Below are 17,136 nucleotides of genomic sequence, written 5' to 3' on the forward strand. Positions count from 1 at the left end.
AAAGCCAATAGAAAAGCGGCACAGGCCAGGAAATCGGTGGGGCCATGCTGCATGCCGTCGTTCCATGTATGCCCGATGCCGTGTAAGCCGCGATAGTCCGGGCGACGACCCTGTCGACATGGTCTGCCGCAACCAGTCAGGACGCGAAGACGCCGATCGAGACGATTCCAGCGGGAGTTAAGCAGGCGTGATTGGCGGCGAGGCTTGATGCGGAGTACGGTCTCCGGTCAAGCCTCGCTGCGCTTCAATGTGCTTCACCGCGACCGGCAGGGCGAATAGGTGCGCCGTTGTCCGGCGCCTTGGACTCGGACGGATTCGCATCCGCGTTCGGCACGGGCTGGAACGCCACGACCGGCTCAGGTATTGCCGGCGCCACATGGGTCTCGCGCTGGGTCTCGCGCTGGGTCTCGCGCGCCTCATGCGTTACGTGGGTTTCGCGCGGCGCACGTGCGACCGGGTTGGTGAACAGGTGCGGCACGCTGGCGGCCGTAGCTGGAGCGCCACCGGTGCTCGCGACCTCGGCTGTGCGCGGGATTGCCACGGCCTCGCGGATCGGGGCCGGGTGCATCGGACCGCGTTGCATGATGGCGGCCGCCTGGGCCTGCGCGCTTTCGGCCGCTTTCTTCGCTTCAGCAATCTTGATGGCCACATGCTTAAGGAACACGCGCGAGTCGGTGTAGCTCGCGTCAATAGCAAGCGCGTCCTTTGCATAACGCCGTGCGCATCGCCATGAAGCCGACTGGTCGCATGCGCGGGCGTGTTGCATGGCGGTGTTGCGTGCGGCTTCGCGTTGGGCGAGCTCGTCGCGGACCCGCTGGACCTCGGGGCTGTTGACCTGGTTCGCGGGCACGTTGGCCAGGTTCTTCTGCACGGCGCTCAGGTCGTTGGTGACCAGTGCGAGGCGCGCGAAATAGAGGCTTTCCCCCGGGCTGCCCAACGGCGGACGCTCAGTCGCGATGACCGGCGAGACCGGCGGCAACGACAGCTTCGGTAATTCCTTTTCAGCGGGAATGGACGGCTGCGGCGCATGGCTGGCGATAGGCACGTCGGCGGTCGCGCTGGGGCTCGGCGCGGGCGGTAAGGCGGCGAGCGGGGCGGGAGTGTCGACGGCAGACGTTTGAGCCGGCGCCTTGGTCGTGGCTATTGTCGGTGGCGGTGCAGCAGGGGTGTTCTGCGCAAGCGTGACGGGTGCCGGGGCCGGTGAGCTCTTCGGTGCGGCAGCCGTCGGACTTTGTGCGACCGTGGCAGCGGGTGCGTCCGTCAGGCTCTTTGATAGGGGGGCTGCTACCGGGGTTGGTGAGGGCGTCACGGGCGTTGCTGTTGCTGTTCCTGCTGTCGTTGCGACTATCGGTGCCTCGGTGTCCGGTGTCGCGTTCGAAGCGGCTCCCGTTGCCCAGCCTGATGCGATCCTTGAACTCTCTGTGCGCAGGGTCGCAATGGCAGCTGTCAGCCTGCTCCTGATCGATGCCATCATCTCGGCCGCCGGGTTCGGTGCCGATGCGAGCGTTGGTGCTTGTGTTGGTGCTGGTGCCGGAATTTGCGTTGGAATTTGCGCCAGTATTGGAGGCGCCACATGGGGCACCACAGGGGTGGTTGCCGTGGTCATCGAGACGGGGTTTGCGGGCTTTGCTGCCGCAACGACCGTCGTTGAGCTTGCCGGTGCGGCGGCTTTCGGCGCATTGTCGGGTGCTACCGGAATAAACGCGGGTGTCCTCGCAGGCTCCGGCAGTGCAGCAAGCCGTTGAACCACGGGTGATCTCAGGCCGGGCGCATAAGTCAGCGCCAGCGCCACCGCGAGCATTCCGCCGCCCGCCACGCCGAACGCCACGCGCCGGACGACGCGGGCACGCTCCCGTGCAATATTCATCGCAGCGTCGACTTCCTCCGGCACGCTCGGATAAGGCACGAGCATGCGCCCGGGCATCATCATGACGTTGCTGTTATTGAAGTCGACGGAGTTCGGCGCGACCAATGCCCGGGACTGATTTGTGCCGCAATGCGGGCATTCTTCTTCGCCGTGCGTCAACGCGTTGCCGCAGCGACGACAAGCCGCGTAAAGGACAGGCGTGCGAAAAGATAACAGGTTCATGCCGAACCCCTCGGGCAAGTATCGACGCCGGCTCGTGATGCAGCCGGATCGTTCATATAAGAATAGTGCAATTAATTCAGAAGTTAGTACCCCGGTATGTTTTGTAGACCGCATTGATGCATATCGGCGACACTTCCCCGCGCCCGCATCACGCTATGCAGGGCTTCGCTCGCCGCGCTTGTCCGAATCTGACTTGGGTGTGGCGGATAACAGCGGAGATCAGCGCGGAGCGCCAGCAGGCATGCACGATCCCGTCGGGATGTATCAATGGAGCGAGCCCGTGCAAAAAGCGGTCGGGCGGAAGAAGCAGGCGTGGGTCGACAAACGGTCGACGTCATGGTTCAGGTGCGATTCCTGCCAAAGTTCTTCGGGAGACCGATGGCGAAGGACATCGGCTTGCGCGTAGTCGATGCTCTGAAAACCGCGGCACACCACTTCCCTGGATCGCGGCAAGCTGTCCGCCTGTCCGCAATACATGCCATGCGCGGGATAAGCTGGTACGGACTTGACATCGGGGAGCAGCAAGGCCATTCACGACGCCAGCGTTTGATGCAAAGAGAGATGGTCCTTGCTGCCCATGCGCCGGGCAAGCGTAAAAATGTAGCCGGTGTGGCACCCGTATTACGCCGAAGAAAGTCTTGCAAGTATGCTTCGGCATCCGAATATTATTCCAGAGAAACAGTGCGTAGCCTCACATCCATCCACGACGGGTTAGAACTTGGGTGTTGCGGTAACGTGGAAGAAGCGGCCGACGTCCGAGTACAGCGACGGATCACAGGCTGTCGCGTTCAAGTGCGAGTTTTCGACCTGCGTTGATCCACGGAAGCCGCCGCTAACCGAGTTGTGCATGGTCAACATCGAGTTCGGCTGGTAACGAGAGGCGCGGTGAGAAGGAGTCTGCAAAATCGATTAGTAATCTTAATGACTTGAACGCCAGGGGATTTTTCCGTTCCATTCAACAATGGCTTGACTCCCAATACCAATGGTTTGACTCCCAATACTCCAATAAATACAGGTTTATTATTCTGTATAACAAGATCTTATAGGGAGGGAGGATTAATTATTCTGTATAACAGGATGTGATGAAACAGTAAAAATGAGATCGATGAGCATTAATTACCGACTCGCGATAAAAATCGCGAAGATCATTATTGTCGTCGTTGGCTATATGTAAATATTCAGAATATATTTTGTAATTTAATAAATGACGTATTGAAAATACGCATTTAGAGTGTCGTAAATACCGCTAAACAAATTTCAAACACTGATTCTCTTCTTTTATTTTCTGGCTTTTGACGCTGACCTCTGGCCGGCTCTCGATCGTCACGTCAAACGTACTGCCGGGGAGTCCCCCGGGGCGCCTCGCAGACACCGAAAAGCACCGCCCAGTGGGCGTTTACGTCATGTACCACTCGCCATCAGCCGACAATTCATGGCGTGTTATAGAGAGCCGCAATAGCAGCTGAATCCCAATTAACGAGCTGCCGAAGGCTCGCGCGCATCCGCTGCGGCATACGATTATTCTTTTAGAGCGACGCGAGTACGGTGTTGGTTAGAGTGTTTTCTCTAAAACTCAGTACGCTGTCGTCAAATAAAGTTTGACCGCGCATTTTTTGTCCTGCTATCTTCGCATCCCATGAAACGCCGGTGACAATCGCGCAAAAAGTTCAGGAGTCGTAGAGCGCTTCGTTTAAATTGTCTCCGGGTATTCATGGCCGGTCGAAATGAGTCAGCCGGGTTTAATCCATCGTCGTTTCATTTAGATGATCTTCGGCGGGTTTGATGGACCGCTGGCGCGTCTCACAGCCGTATCCGCGTCAACGCATCAGGGTTTACGCTGCCTATAAATTCGGAGTGCAAATCAAGGGCCGGATAGACGCAGGCGGTTTTCCGAGGTGAACGTTGGTCGCCCCATGTCAGCGCACTGCAGTTACAGAAATGGACGATTCACGCCGGAGGAGTAAAGGTGGGTACGAAAGTCGAAGGGCAATTCCCGGCAGCAACGGTCCGTATGGAGAGGCCGGGACGCCCACGTGAGTTCGGGCGCAAGCAGCAAAACCCTGTGCGCCGCTTCTGCGGAATCGCAGTTGTTCTGCTCCTGCACATCGTGCTGATCTATGCACTTATCAACGGCCTTGCCACCAAGGTCGTACAGGTCATCCAGCATCCTATTGAAACGAAAATCATCGAGCCGGTGAAGCCGCCGCCTCCGCCGCCGTTGCCAACCGTGCAATTGCCGCCACCGAAGTTCGCGCCGCCGCCGCCGCCGTTCGTGCCACCGCCGGAAGTGCAGGTGCAAACGCCGCCCCAGCCGACCATCACGCACCAGGCCGCGCCGGTCGTGTCGGCACCCGCGGTAGCGCCGCCCGCACCGCCGGCGCCTCCCGCGCCGAGCAAGCCCGTGAGCACCGAAGTAGGGGTTGTGTGCCCGAACTCGGATCAGATCCGTTCGTCGATTCGCTACCCGAAGGAAGCGCAGGAGAACAACGTGACGGGTGATGTGCTGATCGAATTCACGGTGGACCCACAGGGTCATATTACGAATGAACGCGTGGCCAGGTCTGCGGAAGATTCCTCACTCGACCGTGCAGCGTTCAACGCGGTCAGGCAGTTCACGTGCGTTTCCCAAGGCCAGGCTGTCCGTGTGCAAGTTCCGTTCTCGTTTAACCTGAACTGAAACCCACTGGCTGTCCGGTACCGGTTGCGATTTATCAGTCTTGGTTTAGAAGTTGTACTAATGAACTTGGAGCAGGCATGAAAAAGCGTACTCTCGCCGCATTGGCGGCAACCCTGTTGTTCGCCGTAACCACGGTGGATACCTTTGTGGCGCCGCATATGGCCCACGCGCAAGCTAGCGACGCCACCGCGTCCGCTGCGGCCACTGCTACCCCCACGGCCACCGCCGCACCGCAAACGGCCGGCTCGGCCGCAGACGAAGCGGCACCGCCGCCGGCACCGGCCACGTCCGAAACCGTTGCTAACCCATACGGTCTCGGCGCGCTCTGGAAGAACGGTGACTTTGTCGCCCGCTTCGTGCTGATCCTGCTGGTGCTTATGTCCATGGGCAGCTGGTACATCATGATCACCAAATTTTTCGAGCAGTTTCGTGCAAACCGTCGTGCGAAGAGCGCCGACGAGCAGCTGTGGACCGCGCCGTCGCTAGTCGAAGGCGCGAAGATGCTCGACGAAGCTTCGCCGTTCCGCTTCATCGCCGAAACAGCCATCGAGGCCGGCGAGCATCACGACGAAGCACTGCTCGAAGCCGTCGACCGCAACACGTGGATCGACACCTCGGTTGATCGTGCCATCACCAACGTATCGAATCGTCTGCAGGACGGCCTGGCTTTCCTCGGTACGGTCGGCTCGACAGCGCCGTTCGTCGGTCTGTTCGGTACGGTGTGGGGGATCTATCACGCGCTGACGGCAATCGGTATTGCCGGTCAGGCTTCGATCGACAAGGTCGCCGGCCCGGTGGGTGAGGCGCTGATCATGACCGCGATCGGTCTCGCCGTGGCCGTGCCGGCGGTACTCGGCTACAACTTCCTGGTTCGCCGCAACAAGTCGGTGATGGAGCGTGTTCGTGCGTTCGGCGCACAACTGCACACGGTCCTGCTGGCGGGCAGCCGGCGCTCGGCACGCGCTACGGCTCGCGAAGCAGCGCTGGCCAATTAAGCGGAGTTCGCCATGGCTATGAGCGTTGGGCAAGATGATGACGACGAGGTGATCTCCAGTATCAACACCACACCGCTCGTCGATGTAATGCTGGTCTTGCTGATCATCTTTCTGATCACGATTCCGGTGGTGACGCATACGGTGCCGGTGCAATTGCCGAAGGAGACGATCCAGCCGCTGCAGACCACACCTAAAAGTATCGTCATTGCGGTCAATCGCGACGGCGATTTCTTCTGGAACGAGAAGCTGGTGGATGCGCCGACGCTGCTGACACGCCTGAAAACCGTGTCGGTCATGACGCCGCAACCGGAAGTGCATGTTCGTGGGGACCAGAACGCGCGCTATGAATTCATCGGCCGGGTCATTACCGAGTGCGAACGCGCCGGTATTGCCAAGGTTTCGTTTATTACTGAGCCGCCTGCGCGCGGCGGCTAGGAAGCCACCATGGGAATGAATGTATCTTCGGGCGGTGGCAATGCTGAACCGGATGTGATGGTCGATATCAACACCACGCCGCTGATCGACGTGATGCTGGTGTTGCTGATCATGCTGATCATCACTATCCCGATCCAGACGCACGCCATCAAGATGAACTTGCCGATCGGCAATCCGCCGCCGCCGATCACGCAGCCGGAAGTGGTGCAGATCGATATCGACTTCGACGGCACCACGACCTGGAACGGCCAGGCGGTACCTGACCGTGCGGCACTCGAATCGAGGCTCGCACAGGTGGCCGCCGAACCGGTGCAGGCGGAAATTCATCTGCGGCCCAACAAGCTGGTGCCGTACAGGGATGTCGCCGCGGTGATGGCTTCCGCTCAACGACTGGGCGCGACGAAAATCGGCCTGATCGGCAATGAGCAGTACATGCAATAGGGAAGTGGAATGCTGACGATCCATCATCGGTTCAAACACGCTGTCATTGCGGCCGCTACCTGCGGGCTGTCGGCGCTCGTCGTGCTGCCGGTCACGGCTTACGCCGCGGACACCTTGCGGCCGGATGTGGCGAAGCCGCTGAACGCCGCGCAGGATCTGTATCGCGCGCACAAGTACCAGGAAGCATTGACGAAGATCGATCAGGCTGCCGCGGTGCCGGGAAAGACACCGTACGAAAGCCTCATGGTCGAAGAAATGCGCGGCGCTGCGGCGGCGGCGGCGGGCAACAAAGCCGTGGCTGCCCAGGCCTACGAAACCTTGCTGAGTTCAGGGCACCTGAGCGGCGCCGACGAACAACGCACCACCGAGGCGCTCGCCAGCATCTACTTTCAGGAAAAGAACTACCCACAGGCTATCAAGGTCGCACAGCGCTATCAGAAGTCAGGCGGCAGCGATCCCGATATGCGCACCTTGCTTGTGCAGTCGTACTATCTTTCGAACGACTGCAGCAATGTGGTGGGTCTGCTCAAGCCTGGAATCGACGCACAGGTGCGTGCTGCCCATGCGCCCGACGAGTCGCAACTCCAATTGCTTGGCACCTGCGCGCAGCGTGTAAAAGATGACACGACGTACCGCGGCGCGCTCGAAAAACTGGTCGCCTATCACCCGAAGCAGTCGTATTGGGACGATCTGTTTCAATCGATCCGCACGAAGCCGGGCTATTCGTCGGCGCTCGATATAGACACCTATCGGTTGCGTCGCGCGACCGGTTCGCTCACCACCGTCGACGACTACATGGAGATGACCCAGCTCGCGATCGTGGCAGGAACCACGGCCGAGGGTAAGCAGGTGATCGACCAGGGATTCGCGTCAGGCGTTCTGGGCCACGATGCACAGGCGGATCGTGAAAAGCGCTTGCAGGCACTAGCCGCGAAGCGGGCGCAAGCGCCGGCTGATCCGGAGAACCCGGTAGCTCCGGTCGACGTCGGCTTCAACCAGGTCTTCGCGGGGCAAACCAAGCAGGGTCTTGCCGCAATGGAGGCGGCCATCGCGAAGGGTGGGCTCGATCACCCTGACCAGGCACAGCTGCATCTCGGCGTGGCCTACTACGTGTCAGGCGACAAAGCTCGCGCAGTGCAAACCTTCCGTGCGGTGAAAGGCTCCGACGGTTCGGCTGACCTCGCCCGATTGTGGGTGATGGTGGCGTCAAAATAACGGGATTATGTCTTGCTATGGTTTTGCCACTCGATAACAAGGCACAGATCGCAGTTTCAATAGGAAGAAAAATCCGCGCACTCCGTCAACGGTTCAAGCGCACGCTGGACGAAGTGGCGACGAGCGCGGGGATTTCCAAACCCTTTTTATCGCAGGTGGAACGAGGTCAGGCAACGCCTTCCATTACATCGCTGGTTGGCATTGCGCGAGCTCTGGGCGTCACGGTGCAGTACTTCGTTGATACGCCCACCGAAGACAAGTCAGTGCGTAGAGGGAGTGAGCTTACGTACTTCGGGTTCGACGGAACCGCGAATCTTTTTGGCCGGCTGACGAACCTGGCGGTAGGCGCCAAGCTGGAAGCGATTCTCGTCAGGATGCCGGTGGGACAGAACCCATCGGAAGTCACGACACATGCCGGAGAAGAGTTCTTGTATGTGACGAGCGGCCAGATATCGCTCACGTTGGAAGGGACAACGTTCGTATTGCAGGCAGGTGACACCGCGCATTTCGAGTCCACCGTGCCTCACGCCTGGAGCAATACCGCTCGCGAAGAAGCTGTGGTCGTATGGGTGGGCACGCCAAGATTGTTCTAGGTGCCTTCGCTCCGTACTTTCTCTAAAAGCACTGACATAGTGCTAATAAGTATTGCTAATGGATGGTTGCAAGGTTGCTTTGATGGAGGGGCGTTGCCCGGTCCATCATGCAAAGTAGTGGAAGTGAAAACAATTAGAAAGCGCTGCGCATTTCGTTTGTAATAAATAAGTAGTCCGATATGAAAGTATCTGAAGTGTCCCGTCTTCTGTCTGTATTTGCAATTTGGTGCGCTATTGACCCGATGCCGGGCAGTAGAAGCACGGGTCAGCTTTAACGGAGCGCGGCGCAAGAACGCCGTATATCGAGTGGAGAGGTCCACAAGGCCTCTCTTCACACACAGCTGTGGCTTTACTTACGAGCGAGAAGGGGAAAAATGAAACAACGGGTATTGGCGCTGGCCATCAAAAGAATAGTCTGGGCTGAACTAGCATTATCAGCCGCAATCGCCGTACCGGCGTTTGCGCAAAGCCAGCCAGCCACCACGGGTACAGCCGCGGGCGCAACGACGACGGAAAGCACACCGGCAGCAGCGGCGGCGCCGGCATCCGGCACTGCTGCAGCGGCGGCACCGGCATCGGCATCCGGCACACCTGCAGCAGCGTCCGCGGACAACAACACCGCGACACCGACTGCTGACAAGGGCGTCCAGCAGATCAAGAAATTCGAAGTGACCGGGTCGCTGATCCGCAGCGCCGACAAGGTCGGCTTCAATGCGGTTCAGACGGTTACGCAGAAGGACATTGTGCAGAGCGGCGCCACGACCGTCGCCGACTATCTGCGCACGACCTCCGCCAACTCGGCCAATAGCTGGGGCGAAGGCCAGTCCGGCAACTTTGCTGCAGGCGCCGCGGGTATTGCCCTGCGTGGTCTCAGCGAAAAGTACACGCTCGTGTTGGTGGATGGACAGCGCGTTGCGCCGTTCGCGTTCTTCTCGAACAGCGTCGACTCCTTCTTTGACCTGAATACGCTGCCGTTGAACTCCATCGACCGCATCGAAATCGTGAAGGCCGGTGCCGTGTCGCAATACGGCTCGGACGCTATTGCGGGCGTGGTCAACATCATCACGAAGCACGACTTTCAGGGGCTGCAACTCGACGGGAGCTACGGCAGCGCCATCAGCCAGGGCGGCGGCGCGGGCACGACCAAATTCGGCGTGCTCGCCGGTTTTGGCGATCTCAACGCCGATCGCTTCAACGTGACGGCCGCCGCAAGCTACTACAAGTCGAACGGTTTTACGCTCGCGGACCGCGACGCGACGAGCGCTCAGGATTTCACCAATCAGCCGGGCGGCCATTCGTTGCTCGCGCCGTCGTACTGGAATATGCCCGACGGCAGCGTGCAGGCATTGAGCGGCTGCGCGAACGGCGGTGCGGTGCATCCCGCAGGCACCAACTCGCTGACATCGGGATTGCCGGGCACGATCTGCGGCTACAACTCCGCAGAAAGCACGTCCATCGCACCGATGACCGAGCGTTTGAACGCGAAGCTTCACGCCGATTTCAAGATCAACGATGCAACGACGGCGTTCGGCGACTTCCTGATCAGCAGCAACAAGACCACCACGAACGACGGTCTGTGGAACAACGTTATTGGCAATCCACAGGTCCCCGCACTCGTGTGGAATCCGGCGACCAAGCTGCTTTCTCCGTTCAACTTCACTGTGCCGGCGAGCAATCCGTTCAACCCGTTCGGGGTGGCCACGCCGCTTACGTACGCGTTCCCGGGCGCGGTAGCGGAAGACACGTATGCCACCTACTGGCGCGCGTCAACGGGCCTCAAGGGTTCGTTCAACCTGCCGAACGGCGAGTGGGATTGGGCGACGTCGATCAGTCACTCGCAAAGCACGGTTTCGAACACCTATACGAACCAGCTCAACACCAACGTACTGAACAATATTTACCAGAACGGGACGTTCGATTTCTCGAATCCGGCGGCTACGCCGAACGGCCTCAATGGGCTGTACCAGGATGCGAATAACCTGGCGATCTCGAAGCTCGATACCGTTGACGCGACGTTGTCCACGCCACACCTCTTCAGTCTGCCGGCGGGCGACGTGGGTCTCGGGTTTGGGGCGCAGTTCACGCATCAGAGCGAAGTGATGACCCCGGGTTCGGCATTCGAGCAGGGCGAAGTTATCAGCCCGATTCTGCAGACGGTGAACGGCCAGCGCAACGTGGCCGCCGTGTACTACCAGGTGGACATTCCGATTGTGCGCGCGCTGACGTTCAGCCAGTCGGGCCGTTATGACCACTACAGCGATGTGGGCGGTGCGTTCTCGCCGCGTTTCGCGCTGCGTTATCAGCCGGTTCAGGCGCTCACGATGTACACCTCGTACAACCGCGGCTTCCGTGCACCGACGTTCGTTGAGGACAGCGACTCGCGGACGCAGGGTATCCAGGTGGACCAGACCACCGGCCAGAACTACACATCGATCACGGAAGGTAATCCGGCCCTGAAAGCCGAGCGCACTCGTAACCTCACCGTCGGCTTCCAGCTGTCGCCTACCCGTACGACCGATATCGGCCTGGATTGGTACAAGATTCGTGTCGATAACGTGATTGGCCAAGGCTCGCCTTCCCAGGTTGTCACCGATCCGGTAACGGGCGATCTCCTGTACAAGGTCATCCCGTACGCGAACCTCGGCTATCTCGACACGAACGGTTTCGAAGGCACGTTCCGCCAGTCGCTGCCGACGAAGACCGGGACGTTCACCTTGTCCGGTGACTGGGCTTACGTGAACAGCTTCAAGCTCGGCTCTCCGGGCCAGGCGCCGGTGAATGGTGCGGGCAATGACTACACCATCACACAGCCGTTCGGTGGCAGCTTCCCGCGCTGGAAAGGCAACACCACGCTGGACTGGGCGTACAACAAGTTTGACGCAGCGTTGACCTGGCAGTTCACAGGTCCGTATGCGCAAAATCTGGTTGCCGGCGGGCCGTCGCACGTGGGGTCGTACAGCCAGTTCAACCTGATGATGACGTACACGGGCTTCAAGCACTGGACGATCTTCGGCGGCATCGACAACATCTTCAACCGTGCGCCGCCGTACGATCCGATCTTTGCGAATGGCACGCTGGATCAGAACGGCTACGACCAGTCGATCTACACGAACATTGGCCGCTTCGCACAGGTCGGCGCGACGTACAAGTTCTGATGCCGCTGTAGTTGTTTGCCGGATGGAGCGGTCGCTCCGGCGCGCCTTAGGCGGCGCTGGAGCGGCCTTGTTTTTGGCGTGCTCTCATCGTCCTCGACCCGGACCTTTCGATTCAAACATCGATCTTTCGAAACCTCATCGCATGACGTGCTCAAGGTCGCAGCGAAGGCCGGGCGCGGAAGTAATGAATACCAGGAGTTTCCAGATGTTTTTCTCACCACGTCCTCATCCTTCAATCGCTCTTCGCCGCGTATCGTCGGCACTTGTCCTGGGTGGCTTCATGCTCGCCGGCACCGTGCAGGGGGCAATCGTTCCTCCTGGCGTGCAACTCGCTGCGAAGCAGGAACTGGTGCGCAACAACGGCTCGGAAGTCGAGACACTCGACCCGAACGTGGCGGAGTCCGTGCCGGCCAACACCGTCGCGCGGGACCTGTTTGAAGGGCTGACCGCGACGCGCGCCGACGGCGAAACCGTCCCCGGCGTCGCGGAAAAGTGGGAAATGAAGGACCCCACCACGTGGGTCTTTCATCTGCGAAAGAATGCGAAGTGGTCCAACGGCGAGCCGGTGGTCGCCGCTGACTTTGTGTACGGATGCCAGCGTCTCGTCGATCCGAAAACGGCTTCGCCGTATGCAACCACCTACGGCATGTTCCTGCTTAACGGAGCGGATATTGTTGCGGGCAAGAAACCGGTGGCGTCGCTTGGCGTGAGCGCACCCGACCCGTACACGGTGGTAATCAAGACGCCGAATCCGGTGCCGTTCCTGCCCGACCTGATGTCGAATACGAACCTTGGGCCGGTGAACAAGGCGGCCGTCGAAAAGTACGGCAAGGACTGGACCAAACCCGGCAACCTGGTCAGCAACGGCGCATTCATGCTGAAGGACTGGCAGGTGAACAATCGTCTTGTGCTGGTGAAAAATCCGCAGTACTGGAACGCCGCTTACGTTCAACTGAATCAGGTCACGTACCTGCCGGTGGAAGACGAAAACACGGACGTGGACCTGTACAGGTCCGGCGGTGACGACTGGGTGAACCAGCTTCCCTCGGGCACTTACGCCCGCTATAAACAGGAGTATCCGAACGAGATGCGCGCGGCGCCCATGCTCGGCTTGCGTTATTACTCGTTCAACAACAAGGACCCGCTCCTGAAGGACGTGCGTGTGCGCAAGGCGCTGTCCATGGTCATCGACCGGGACATCCTGGCGCAGCGCGTGACGGCCGACGGTCAGATCCCGGCGTATGGCGTGATCGTCAAGGGAGTGAAGGGCGCCGACGTCAGCGCGTACGATTGGGCCTCGTGGCCAATGGCGAAGCGCGTGGACGAAGCGAAAAAGCTGCTGGCCGAGGCGGGCGTGAAACCCGGCACCAAGCTGCAGTTCGCCACCAACACGAGTGAGTATCACAAGAAGATGGCGATCTTCGCTGCTTCCGAATGGAAGACCAAGCTGGGCCTGGATACCGAAATCCAGACGATGGAATTCAAGGTGCTGCTCAAGAAGCGGCATGACGGCGACTATCAGATCGCGCGCAACGGCTGGGTGGCGGACTACAACGACGCGAGCACCTTCCTCACGCTGGTTCAATGCGGCTCCGAGCAGAACGACAACCAGGCGTGCAGCGCCAAAGCAGATGCGCTGATGCACCAGGCGTCCGACTCAACCGACCCGGCTACGCGCCAGACATTGCAGACCGAAGCGGGCAAGGTGGCAATGGAAGACTATCCCATGTTGCCGCTGCTGCAATACACGATGGTGCGGCTCGTGAAGAGCTACGTGGGCGGCTATTCCACGAAAAACCCGATGGACCATTACCGCAGCGAAGACATGTACATCATCAAGCATTGAACGTTGATTGCATGCGTGCGGCCAGGGTCCGACGTGCAATCAGCGTTCAGGGCAACGGCGGCAAGCGACGATGAATAGAGGCTTTATCACGCTGGGGTTTGCGGCCCTGCTCGTTGCATCGCAAACGTTCGCGAGGCCGTCGATTGCGCAATACGACGAGCCGAAGTATCCGGCGAACTTCACGCACTTCGACTATGCGGACCCGGACGCGCCGGCTAACGGCGACATGAATTTCCAGAACTACGATGAACAGCAAAGCTATGATTCGATGAATCCCTTCCTGGTCCGCGGCGCACCCGCGCCCGACCTGAAGAACCTGATGTTCGACACTCTGATGCAGCGAAGCTGGGACGAACTGGCGTCGGAGTATCCATTGATTGCGGACGACGTGGAGGTTGCCCCGGACGGCAGGTTGGCTACGTTCCATATCAATCCCAACGCACGTTTTTCGAATGGCGACCCGATCACCGCCGTCGACGTGAAGTATTCCTATGACACGTTGGCGAGCCATCAGGCCTCGCCGATCTACAACTCGCAGTTCGCGAGCATCAGCCGCGCGACCGTGATCGATCGCCTGACGGTGCGCTTCGACTTCAGGGAAGCGCGCCGCGATGCACCGCTGATCGCGGGTGACCTGCCGGTCTTCTCGCCGAAGTGGGGCATGAGAGCGGACGGCACGCGGCCGCCGTTCGACCAGATTTCGGATGTGCCGCCGGTGGCAAGCGGTCCCTACCTGATCGAGCAACGCAAGAACGACAAGCAGATCACCTACAGGCGCAACCCTGATTACTGGGCTGCCGGCCTGCCGTCGCGACGCGGCATGTATCGCTTCCAGCGCATCACGTTCAGGCTCTTCACGGATCACTACACGTCGCTGGAAGATTTCAAGGCGGGACACACCGATATGCGCGCGGAGTATTCATCGTCGACCTGGGCGCGCAAGTACGTCGGCAAGAACTTCAGCAACGGGTCGCTCAGGAAAGGTGCATTCCCCGATGGCCCGGCGCAGATGCAGGGCATCATCTTCAATACCCGCAAGCTGCTGTTCGCGGATGTTCGCGTGCGACGTGCGTTGACGCTCGCTTTCGACTACGACTGGCTGAACCGGCTGTATTTCTACGGTCTATATCGTCGCACGGGAAGTTACTTCCAGGATTCCCCGTTCGGCGCGCAGGGCGTGCCGGATGCGAAAGAACTAAAGCTGCTCGAACCGTATCGCTCGACGCTTCCCGCCGCCGTATTCGGCCCGATGATCAAGCAGCCGGACACCGTGCCGCCGCATTCGTTGCGCGCCAATTTGCGCGAAGCCCAGGCGCTCCTGAACGAAGCGGGCTGGCGGTATCGCGACGGTGCGTTGCGCAATGCCAGCGGCACACCGATGACCATCGAGATCATGGACGACCAACCTGGCATGGACGGGGTCATCCTGCCGTACATCCAGCAGTTGCAGACGCTCGGTGTGCAAGCGCACCTGCGGGAACTCGACAGTGCGTTGTATGAGAAGCGCATGGACGCGTTTGACTTTGACATGACCACGTATATCTACCCGCCGGTCACTATTCCGGGCGGCGAACTGACGCGCCGCTTCGGCAGCGCGGCAGCCTCGCAGCCCGGCTCGGAGAACTATGCGGGGGTTCGTTCGAAAGCCGCCGACGCGATGATCGACGCTGCATTGAAAGCGCAGACGCTAAACGATCTCGAGACCGCCACGCGGCTCAACCTGCTCACGTGGCTGCAGAAAAAATACACGCTGAGTTACCTGTTCATCACGCACGACCTTGCCGTGATGCGCGCGATGGCGCACAGGGTGGCGGTCATGAAGGCTGGGCGGATTGTGGAGATGGGCGACACCCTGGACGTGTTGCAAGCGCCCGAACATCCCTATACGCAGGCGTTGCTTGCGGCTTCTATCGTAGCGGGCGCGGCGGCGTGAAATAGCGAGGCGGCAGGAGTTTTTCCTTGAGCCCTTGGCTCAGGACACGGGCTCATCGTTCTTTTCGTTCAGGTGGCGTTTTACGCGCAGCGCGCTCACCGGGCCGGGCTCCGGCGAGTCAGGCCCCCGACCCGGTTCGTCGCTTGACCCAGCGGGCTTGCCCGGCACGATCATCTTGCGCAGTTGCGGCGCGATCGGGGTTGCCTCGAAACACAGCTTGATGCCAAAGCGCGCGCGGTTGAGAAGATGTGCCGTGGACACCGCCCGCCAGAAGCGGTTCGGGTTGAAGCCGGAATAACGCGACTCGCGTTCGATCAACGCCTTGCCGTCGGGCAAATGGACGAAGCAGCAGTGCTGGAACCATCGGAGGTCACGATGCGTGTTGCCGGTCCAGTGCCGGCCGATGGCCTGGTACGCGCCCAACTCCACAATCTGCTGCCCTTCGTCGGCCAGCGTATTAAGTGCCGCAGAGATAAACGACTCGTCGCCGTGATGCCGCAAATTCGCGATCTCCGCGACATAACGTTCACAGTGCCGGCGTGCGCGAGGCACCAATGCCCTGAGGAACGCGCTTGTGCTCAGCAGAAATTCGCCGCCATACCAGCGCGGATTAAGCAGGTGCCGGCCGGCCACGATCTCCAGATCCTTGATGACGTTGGCACTGCCGTAAGCGGGAAACACCTGATCCGATATGTCAAACGCGCCGATTCCTGCATCGGCACAGAGGTGAAGCAGCTCGTCGTCCAGGGGCCGGATGGCAACAATGTCCGAATCGAGCAGCAACAACAGCATGTCGGGCGCGAGCATGCCGGCCACTTGTTCAAGCAGGTCGAGCTTGAAATGCGCTCCGTAGAACTCCGTATTCCTTGGGACATTGACGCTGGCGATCAGTTCGTGCACGAACGGACGCCGCTCTTCCGGTACGAGGGAAAAGCAGGCGTTGACCGCGTCCAGTGCATTCGTGAAGACATTAAGCCGGGGCATGCCTGCATGAAGCAAGGTCTTGTTTAAACAAAGCGCCTGGCGGGCGTAGGACAACGGATCTTTACTCGTGCTATTGGGACTGGCGGTTGCGTCGACATCGACGAAGACCAGCGTACAAGGAAAAATTTCCATTGTTGGTCGTCCACTTCCTTAAACTGGAATTTCTTTCTGATTTGAATCGGGCCATTGAATAACCCGCCGTTATAACCATCGTGGAAGATACAAATACCATGTGTCCGCCAAAATGCCGGACATGTGAGACATAGATGGATGGATTAGCAGCGTTCGGATAACCCGCAATCACGCGTACGGATTTTTCGGTAGGAACGCGCGCAATGCGGTTTGTAAAATCATTATTGGACGGCAAGAGCTACCGTCGTTTTGAATACACAGTAAGCTTGACCGTCTTGTTTATGACAATGACTTAATACGCGTTTGAGACAGGTGCCTTGCTTTGTCTAGCGCCGACGCCCTGATTCGCTGGATGCATCCGCAATACGAAATGCTGCAGCCGGACGCGTTTATCGGCACGATTGCCGATCCAGGCGTGGCGTCCGGCATTACGCATTTTGTGATCGATAGTGCGTAGGGTCATCGAAGCAATATAAACCGGTGGCTGTATCGGTGTTTGGACAGGGCCGGATTGACGGCTATGACAGTAACTTGAACGACGCGATATTACCCATGCCTTTCGGACCGGATAGCTGCACCGTTCGAGGGCGTCGGATTATTTCGGCATGTTAAAAAAAGGGGCATTCATCTACTAAAGAAAG

At 59.5% G+C, this 17,136-nt stretch carries 13 protein-coding genes; 10 read left to right on the forward strand and 3 right to left on the reverse strand.

The genetic code is table 11. From position 1 onward, the window contains the following. Positions 1 to 244: 244 nt before the first annotated feature. Together AWB69_RS20395 and AWB69_RS20400 are read right to left on the reverse strand one after the other, a co-directional pair. Complete coding sequence (locus tag AWB69_RS20395) at positions 245 to 2,089, reverse strand: hypothetical protein (RefSeq protein WP_062088023.1); 1,845 nt, start codon at positions 2,087 to 2,089, stop codon at positions 245 to 247. Between the two features lie 264 nt (positions 2,090 to 2,353). After that, complete coding sequence (locus tag AWB69_RS20400; protein WP_062088025.1) at positions 2,354 to 2,620, reverse strand: hypothetical protein; 267 nt, start codon at positions 2,618 to 2,620, stop codon at positions 2,354 to 2,356. Positions 2,621 to 4,055: 1,435 nt separating this feature from the next. Here AWB69_RS20400 and AWB69_RS20405 point away from each other — a divergent pair. From AWB69_RS20405 to AWB69_RS20445, 9 genes are all read left to right on the forward strand, one after another. Continuing rightward, positions 4,056 to 4,766: an energy transducer TonB gene (locus AWB69_RS20405; protein WP_075643957.1), complete on the forward strand. Its 711-nt coding sequence runs from the start codon at positions 4,056 to 4,058 to the stop codon at positions 4,764 to 4,766. Between the two features lie 77 nt (positions 4,767 to 4,843). Then, positions 4,844 to 5,761, forward strand: coding sequence for a MotA/TolQ/ExbB proton channel family protein (locus tag AWB69_RS20410; protein WP_062088029.1), 918 nt, complete (start codon positions 4,844 to 4,846; stop codon positions 5,759 to 5,761). 12 nt (positions 5,762 to 5,773) lie between these two features. Then, positions 5,774 to 6,196, forward strand: coding sequence for an ExbD/TolR family protein (locus tag AWB69_RS20415; protein WP_062088031.1), 423 nt, complete (start codon positions 5,774 to 5,776; stop codon positions 6,194 to 6,196). 9 nt (positions 6,197 to 6,205) lie between these two features. Further along, positions 6,206 to 6,637: an ExbD/TolR family protein gene (locus AWB69_RS20420; protein WP_062088033.1), complete on the forward strand. Its 432-nt coding sequence runs from the start codon at positions 6,206 to 6,208 to the stop codon at positions 6,635 to 6,637. Between the two features lie 9 nt (positions 6,638 to 6,646). Continuing rightward, entirely contained in the window at positions 6,647 to 7,852 is a 1,206-nt protein-coding gene (locus AWB69_RS20425; protein ID WP_062088035.1) for a tetratricopeptide repeat protein, read from the forward strand. Positions 7,853 to 7,869: 17 nt separating this feature from the next. Then, positions 7,870 to 8,445: a helix-turn-helix domain-containing protein gene (locus tag AWB69_RS20430; protein WP_062088037.1), complete on the forward strand. Its 576-nt coding sequence runs from the start codon at positions 7,870 to 7,872 to the stop codon at positions 8,443 to 8,445. Positions 8,446 to 8,819: 374 nt separating this feature from the next. Then, entirely contained in the window at positions 8,820 to 11,600 is a 2,781-nt protein-coding gene (locus AWB69_RS20435; protein ID WP_062088039.1) for a TonB-dependent receptor, read from the forward strand. A 205-nt stretch (positions 11,601 to 11,805) separates the two neighbouring features. Beyond that, positions 11,806 to 13,446, forward strand: coding sequence for a peptide ABC transporter substrate-binding protein (locus AWB69_RS20440; protein ID WP_062088042.1), 1,641 nt, complete (start codon positions 11,806 to 11,808; stop codon positions 13,444 to 13,446). A 70-nt stretch (positions 13,447 to 13,516) separates the two neighbouring features. Next, positions 13,517 to 15,379: an extracellular solute-binding protein gene (locus AWB69_RS20445; protein WP_082913490.1), complete on the forward strand. Its 1,863-nt coding sequence runs from the start codon at positions 13,517 to 13,519 to the stop codon at positions 15,377 to 15,379. 39 nt (positions 15,380 to 15,418) lie between these two features. Here AWB69_RS20445 and AWB69_RS20450 read toward each other — a convergent pair whose 3' ends face one another. Beyond that, positions 15,419 to 16,495, reverse strand: a complete 1,077-nt coding sequence (locus tag AWB69_RS20450; protein WP_063977864.1) for a hypothetical protein — start codon at positions 16,493 to 16,495, stop codon at positions 15,419 to 15,421. A gap of 322 nt (positions 16,496 to 16,817) precedes the next feature. Here AWB69_RS20450 and AWB69_RS50365 point away from each other — a divergent pair, with 322 nt between their 5' ends. Next, positions 16,818 to 16,952 carry a hypothetical protein gene (locus AWB69_RS50365; RefSeq protein ID WP_269447487.1) on the forward strand — a complete coding sequence of 45 codons (135 nt, stop codon included), beginning with the start codon at positions 16,818 to 16,820 and terminating at the stop codon, positions 16,950 to 16,952. Positions 16,953 to 17,136 lie beyond the last annotated feature (184 nt).

The organism is Caballeronia udeis (genome assembly GCF_001544555.2).
Taxonomy (GTDB): domain Bacteria; phylum Pseudomonadota; class Gammaproteobacteria; order Burkholderiales; family Burkholderiaceae; genus Caballeronia; species Caballeronia udeis.

What these genes read in the sequence shown, in the direction of transcription:
- AWB69_RS20445 (WP_082913490.1), top strand. Translation starts at nt 13,517, where the DNA reads ATGAATAGAGGCTTTATCACGCTGGGGTTTGCGGCCCTGCTCGTTGCA.
- AWB69_RS20400 (WP_062088025.1), bottom strand. Translation starts at nt 2,620, where the DNA reads ATGGCCTTGCTGCTCCCCGATGTCAAGTCCGTACCAGCTTATCCCGCG.
- AWB69_RS20415 (WP_062088031.1), top strand. Translation starts at nt 5,774, where the DNA reads ATGGCTATGAGCGTTGGGCAAGATGATGACGACGAGGTGATCTCCAGT.
- AWB69_RS20410 (WP_062088029.1), top strand. Translation starts at nt 4,844, where the DNA reads ATGAAAAAGCGTACTCTCGCCGCATTGGCGGCAACCCTGTTGTTCGCC.
- AWB69_RS20420 (WP_062088033.1), top strand. Translation starts at nt 6,206, where the DNA reads ATGGGAATGAATGTATCTTCGGGCGGTGGCAATGCTGAACCGGATGTG.
- AWB69_RS20430 (WP_062088037.1), top strand. Translation starts at nt 7,870, where the DNA reads ATGGTTTTGCCACTCGATAACAAGGCACAGATCGCAGTTTCAATAGGA.
- AWB69_RS20450 (WP_063977864.1), bottom strand. Translation starts at nt 16,495, where the DNA reads ATGGAAATTTTTCCTTGTACGCTGGTCTTCGTCGATGTCGACGCAACC.
- AWB69_RS20395 (WP_062088023.1), bottom strand. Translation starts at nt 2,089, where the DNA reads ATGAACCTGTTATCTTTTCGCACGCCTGTCCTTTACGCGGCTTGTCGT.
- AWB69_RS20425 (WP_062088035.1), top strand. Translation starts at nt 6,647, where the DNA reads ATGCTGACGATCCATCATCGGTTCAAACACGCTGTCATTGCGGCCGCT.
- AWB69_RS20440 (WP_062088042.1), top strand. Translation starts at nt 11,806, where the DNA reads ATGTTTTTCTCACCACGTCCTCATCCTTCAATCGCTCTTCGCCGCGTA.
- AWB69_RS20435 (WP_062088039.1), top strand. Translation starts at nt 8,820, where the DNA reads ATGAAACAACGGGTATTGGCGCTGGCCATCAAAAGAATAGTCTGGGCT.